Source organism: Mycobacterium sp. E1715 (assembly GCF_001667625.1).
Taxonomy (GTDB): domain Bacteria; phylum Actinomycetota; class Actinomycetes; order Mycobacteriales; family Mycobacteriaceae; genus Mycobacterium.
On the sequence record NZ_LZJJ01000372.1, the window covers coordinates 1 to 5,430 of the forward strand.

Sequence of the window (5,430 nt, forward strand, 5' to 3'; positions counted from 1 at the left end):
GACCCGAACGCGAAATCGCCACCAAGCTGGATGCACGCCGATGGCGCGGGGTAATCCGGATATGCGGCGGTAATGCGTTCGCGTGCAGCAGGTTCCGTGTCGGCCAGCAACTCCTCGATCATGGCTTGATTGGTCGGCAGCATCTTGAGGAAGCGGGTGAACAGCCGACCCTCTTCCGCGTTGGTGCCGACGATGAGCGGCACCCGATGGGCCCGGCCCCCGCGCATCGCCTCGACCGGATCGGTGGGCACGACATCGTCACCGGCGACGGGGCCGATCGGAAAGGCGCCCAGCCTGTCCTCCATGCCCTGGTCGATCAGCCGGTGTTGAGCGTCCACGAGTTGCGCCGGCGACGCCCGCATCAACACCTCGGCGGCGTTTTCCGGGCGCGCGCCCAGCAGCTCGGCGAAGCGCGTCGCGAATTCCGCCGCGGTCTCGCGCGACCGGACCATGCCGGCGGCCGGGCTCTCCGAAATCGCCCGCGCGAACAGCCCTTCGGCGGCGGGCACCGCCAACAGGGTGGCGGTGATGTGCGCGCCGGCGCTCTCCCCGAAGATGGTGACGTTGTCCGGATCTCCGCCGAACGCGGAGATGTTGTCCTTCACCCAGCGCAACGCCAGCACCAGATCGCGCAGGAACAAATTGCTGTCGATGGGGATGTCCGGGGTCGAAAGGGACGACAGGTCCAGGCATCCCAACGCGCCCAGGCGGTAATTCACCGACACGTACACGCAGCCGCGGCGCGCGAGCGCCGCACCGTCGTAGAGCGGCGTCGCCGAGCTACCCAGGATGTAGCCGCCGCCGTGGATGAAGACCATCACGGGAAGCGGCTGTTCGGCGGGCCCCTCGGGAGTGACGACGTTGAGGGTCAGGCAGTCCTCCCCCATCGGCTGATAACGGCCTCCAAGACCGGACCAGCCGAGCATGGTGTAGCGGCGCTGCTGGGGTGCGCAGTTGGCGAAGCCGTGGCAGTGCCGCACACCCGACCACGGTTGCGCCGGCCGGGGTGCCCGCAAGCGCAGCGGCCCGACCGGCGGCCGGGCGTAGGGGATGGATCGCCAGCGGTGGACGCCGTCGCGGGTGAAACCCTCCACGGTGCCGATGGTCGTGCGTGCGCGGACGGTGCGCTGATGCATAACCCGACGTTAGCCGACATGACGGGCGTAACGCGCGCGCAGCGCCTTATTCGCGGCCACGGCGGTTTAGCCTGACTGGATGCGGATCGTCGCGCTGTTTGCAGCGTCGTTACTGATCGCCGGCTGCTCGCACACGGTCGGCGGCCAGTCTCAGCAAACGCCAACGTCGAGAAGCGCTTCTTCCACCCCCTCCGGGGGCAAAGGGCCGGCCCCCTCGGCGGCGCCGGCGGCTGGAGCCTCGATCTCCGACGTCATCGCGTGGATCGAGGCCGGCCATCCCGCGGACCCCGGCCGCTATCACGATGCGATTCGCGACGGTGCGGCCACGCCGCTCGGCAACGACCTCGCGTTCTCGGCCGTCGCCGGCAAAGCATCCTGCATGACCGATTCCAAGCACACGGGTGCCGCCCTGGTCTGTCTGGTCAGCCTGACGAATCCGCCGGCCGCGCCCGCGACCTCGTACGGCGATTGGCAGGGCGGTTGGGTGACCTTCGACGGCGTGAATCTGCAGGTGGGTGCGTCGCGCGCCGATCCCGGTCCGTTCATCAACGGCAACGGTCCGGAATTGGCCAACGGCGACTCGCTGTCATTCGGCGACTATCGCTGCCGGGCCGATCAAACCGGACTCTACTGCGTGAACTACGCCCACCAATCCGCCGCACACCTGGGTCCCGCGGGCATCGAGCCGTTCGGCTGCCTGAAGCCGGGGCCGGCGCCGGACGGTGTCGGCACGGCGTTCAGCTGTTCATGATCGTCGCGAACAGCTCGGCCATCTCGTCCGCGGGCCCTCGCGGAACCGTGTAGCCGGCTTCGTCGCGGATCTCATCGAAATGGTCACGCACACCTTCGATCGACAACCCCGGGTCGTAGAAGCCCCTTGTCCGGCCGATGAAGAAGCGCGCGACGTGTCCGGCCCCCACCGTGTAGATTTCCCCGGACACCGGGCAATCGCGGTGGGTCAGGAAGGCCGCCACCGGGGCGACCTGCGCCGCGTCCAGCTTCTGAAGGTATTGGCCCACAAGGTCGTTCATCACCGCCTGCGACGCGGGGTCATCCTGTTGACCCGCCCCGTCGAGCGAGTGCGTCAGCATCCGGGTGTAGGCGATCGGCGCGATGGCGTTGACCTTGATGCCGCGCTCGGCGCCCTCGGCGGCCAGCACCCGGGTGAACCCGATCAACCCGGTTTTCGCCGCGCCGTAGTTGCTCATGCGCTCGGCGCCAAGGATTCCCGCGGCCGAGCAGGTGTTGAGCACCCGGCCGTACCGCCGTTCGCGCATGGCCCGCCACGCGGGCCGCGTCACATAGAACGCACCGTTCAAGTGGACATCCAGCAGGGGTCGGAGCCGGTCGGCGGTCATGTCTTCGAACGGCGCGTCGCCGACGATGCCCGCGTTGTTGATCAGGATGTCCACCCGCCCCCAGGTGCGCAGGGCAGTGTCGATGATGGCTTCCGCGCCTTCGGGACTCGTCACGCTGTTGTTGTCGGCGGCGGCCTCACCACCGAGCCGGCAAATCTCGTCGACGACGGCGCCCGCCACTGCGGCGTTGGATCCGTCCCCCGTCACCGAGCCGCCGATGTCGTTGACCAAGACGCGCGCGCCACGCGATGCAAGCAACAGCGCGTACTGCCTGCCCAGGCCGGCGCCCGCACCGGTGATCACGGCGACCTGCCCGTCGAATCGCAGCGCGGTGGCCATGTTCACCAACTGACCGGAAGTTCTTTCATGCCATAAATGTTGGCGTCTTTGAACCTCAGTTCCGCCGGGGATACCGCAAGTTTGAGCCCGGGTAAGCGGCGCGCCAGCGTGGCGAATGCGACCTGCATCTCGACCCGGGCCAGGTTGGCTCCGATGCATTGATGCACCCCGTAGCCGAAGCCCAAGTGCCCGCGGGTGTTTCGGTCGACGTCGAAAGATTCGGGATTGTTTACGAACTCGGCGTCCCAGTTCCCGGCGAGCAGATTCATCATGACGTACTCCCCCGCGCGAATCAGCTGACCGCCGATGGTCAGATCTTCGGTCGCCACGCGATCGACCTGGCTGTGCACGATGGTGAGGTAGCGCATCAGCTCTTCGACGGTGTTGGCGATGACGGCCGGGGCTTCGGTCTGTCCGAGCCGCTCGAACACGTCGGGATGTTCCAGCAGCGCAACCGTTCCCAGCGAGATCATGTTGGCGGTGGTTTCGTGGCCGGCCTGCATCATGATCACGCTGTTCATGGCCGTGGTGGTGTGATCGAGTTGGCCCGTCGCGACGTATTCGGTGAGCAGGCGGCTGATCAAGTCGTCGCCGGGTTCGCGCGCCTTGCGTTGCACCAACTCCTCGATGTAGGCGTACATGGCCCCGAACGCCTGGCCCTTTTCCTCGTCGGTCGATTTCTGGTCAAGCCCCTTGGTGGTGTTGTGCTGGAAGAGTTCGAGGTCTTCGGGCGGCACCCCCAGCAGCAGTGCGATCACCATCGACGGCACCGGCAAGGCGAATTCGCGCACCAGATCGGCGGGTGCGCCGTGCTCGATCATCTGGCCGAGATAGTGGTCGACCCATTCCTGGATGTGCGGCCGCATCGCTTCGCAACGCCGAAAGGTGAAGTTGCTCGTCATCATGCGCCGCAACCGATGATGCTCGGGGTCGTCGATCCGTGCGAACATCACCGCGACCTTGTTGTCGGCGTCCGTCGGCAGGATGGAGTCCGGAATGGTCTTCGCGGACAAGCGCGGATCGACCAGCGCCGCCCTGATGTCGTGGTAGCGGCTGACCACCCAAACCGGGCTGCCCTGGAACATCGCCCGCCGCAGGCCGGGCTGTTTGCGCCATTCGTCGAACTCGGGCGGAGCTGCGAGCGGGCAATGCGCCGGCCGCGGGGCGGGCAGCACAGGAAGATTCGCGTCGGAGCAGGGATCCGACGCATCGAAAGATATTGCCATGAACCGTGTTTCTGATTAAGTGTCAGGTATCTGCCAGTTGTTAGAGCGTAAAGCCAGGCTAGTTGGCAGTCAACCGTCAGTTAGGCTGTCGGGATGACCGCGGTTGAGGATCGACCGTTGCGGGCGGACGCGGCGCGCAACGTCGAGCGCATTCTGCGCGCGGCACGAGACGTCTATGGCGAGCTGGGGCCGGATGCGCCCGTGGAGGCCGTCGCCCGGCGCGCCGGCGTCGGTGAGCGAACCCTCTACCGCAGGTTCCCGACGAAGGCCGACCTGGTGCGGGCCGCCCTGGATCAGAGCATCGCGGAGGATCTCACGCCGGTGATCGAGACCGTCCGCCGTGCCGATGACGCGCTGCGCGGTCTCACCCAACTGATCGAAGCGGCAATCTCGTTGGGGGCCCGCGAACACAACCTGCTGACCGCTGCGCGCCGGGCCGGGGCGCTCACGTCCGACATCTCGGTTTCGCTCAACGTCGCGCTCGCCGAGCTGGCCCTCGAGGGTCAGCGAGCCGGCAGCATCCGCGCCGACCTGGTCAGCGACGACCTACCCCGCCTGATCGCGATGCTCTTCAGCGTGCTGTCGACGATGGATGCGGGTAGCGACGGCTGGCGACGCTACGTCGCACTCGTCGTCGATGCGATTTCGGTCAACGAACGACAGTCGTTGCCTCCGGCCGCCGCGCTGCGCTACGAGATCGGGCCGAACAGCTGGCCGCTCTAGGCCCTACCGCTCGTCCCACATCACACCGCGCATCGTGGCGGACAGCGGGATGTCCTCCACGCCGATGAGCCCCTGCGGCGCGCGGCATACCCAGTCGATCGCATTGACGACGCGGGCCGCCGTCGAAATGCAGCCGGCATCAGTGGAATCCAAGACGGGATGCGAAACGTGGGTGTTGATCTCCACCCGCGGCTCACCCTCGACGACGACGCGGTGCACACCGGTATGCCCATCGGGGGGAAACTCCCAGTCGGGCGCCGCGGCTCGGGTGAGCCGGGTGACGTGCTCGAGGGTGATCACCGGCCTCCCCGCGCGCACGCCCTCGGTGGCGAAGCGCACGGCGGCCATTCGGCCGGGCTCCACCGTCATCATTGTGCATTCGATTCGTTCTGGCGTGTACCAGGGTTCGACGCGCTGGCGCACGTCGTCGAGTTCGATGTCGAGGTTGTCTGCCAGGCTGCGGACCTGGCCTCCCCACATCGACACGATCACCCCGGGCAGGAACATCATCGGCGAGTCGTCGTCCGGTGCCGAACCGAAGCCCATTGCGGCACCGGTGAACTCGGCGTCGTCATAGTTTCCGTAGTCGAAGATCTCCTGCACGGTGATCGACGAGACGCGGGTGGTCAGGCTCACCGCCGAGTGCAC

The 5,430-nt window shown here is 67.0% G+C and carries 5 protein-coding genes and 1 pseudogene; 2 read left to right on the top strand and 4 right to left on the bottom strand.

The features are described 5' to 3' along the window. A partial coding sequence (locus A9X03_RS18395; RefSeq protein WP_068262292.1) for a carboxylesterase/lipase family protein occupies window positions 1-1,136 on the bottom strand: 1,136 nt, incomplete at its 3' end. 79 nt (window positions 1,137-1,215) lie between these two features. On the opposite strand from A9X03_RS18395, the gene A9X03_RS18400 reads away from it, so the two are divergent. Further along, window positions 1,216-1,887, top strand: coding sequence for a hypothetical protein (locus A9X03_RS18400; RefSeq protein WP_067760856.1), 672 nt, complete (start codon window positions 1,216-1,218; stop codon window positions 1,885-1,887). On the opposite strand, the gene A9X03_RS18405 is transcribed toward A9X03_RS18400, so the two are convergent. Both A9X03_RS18405 and A9X03_RS18410 read right to left on the bottom strand, forming a co-directional pair. Continuing rightward, window positions 1,874-2,833, bottom strand: a complete 960-nt coding sequence (locus A9X03_RS18405; protein WP_067889716.1) for an SDR family NAD(P)-dependent oxidoreductase — start codon at window positions 2,831-2,833, stop codon at window positions 1,874-1,876. The two genes, A9X03_RS18400 and A9X03_RS18405, sit on opposite strands and share 14 nt — an antisense overlap. A gap of 2 nt (window positions 2,834-2,835) precedes the next feature. Then, on the bottom strand, window positions 2,836-4,059 hold the full coding sequence (locus A9X03_RS18410) for a cytochrome P450 (RefSeq protein WP_082950135.1): 1,224 nt from the start codon (window positions 4,057-4,059) through the stop codon (window positions 2,836-2,838). Between the two features lie 93 nt (window positions 4,060-4,152). Here A9X03_RS18410 and A9X03_RS18415 point away from each other — a divergent pair, with 93 nt between their 5' ends. Continuing rightward, window positions 4,153-4,782: a TetR/AcrR family transcriptional regulator gene (locus A9X03_RS18415; RefSeq protein ID WP_067760862.1), complete on the top strand. Its 630-nt coding sequence runs from the start codon at window positions 4,153-4,155 to the stop codon at window positions 4,780-4,782. Between the two features lie 3 nt (window positions 4,783-4,785). Here the strand turns inward: A9X03_RS18415 and A9X03_RS18420 are convergent. Next, a pseudogene (locus A9X03_RS18420) lies at window positions 4,786-5,430 on the bottom strand (dihydrodipicolinate reductase); the annotation flags it as partial.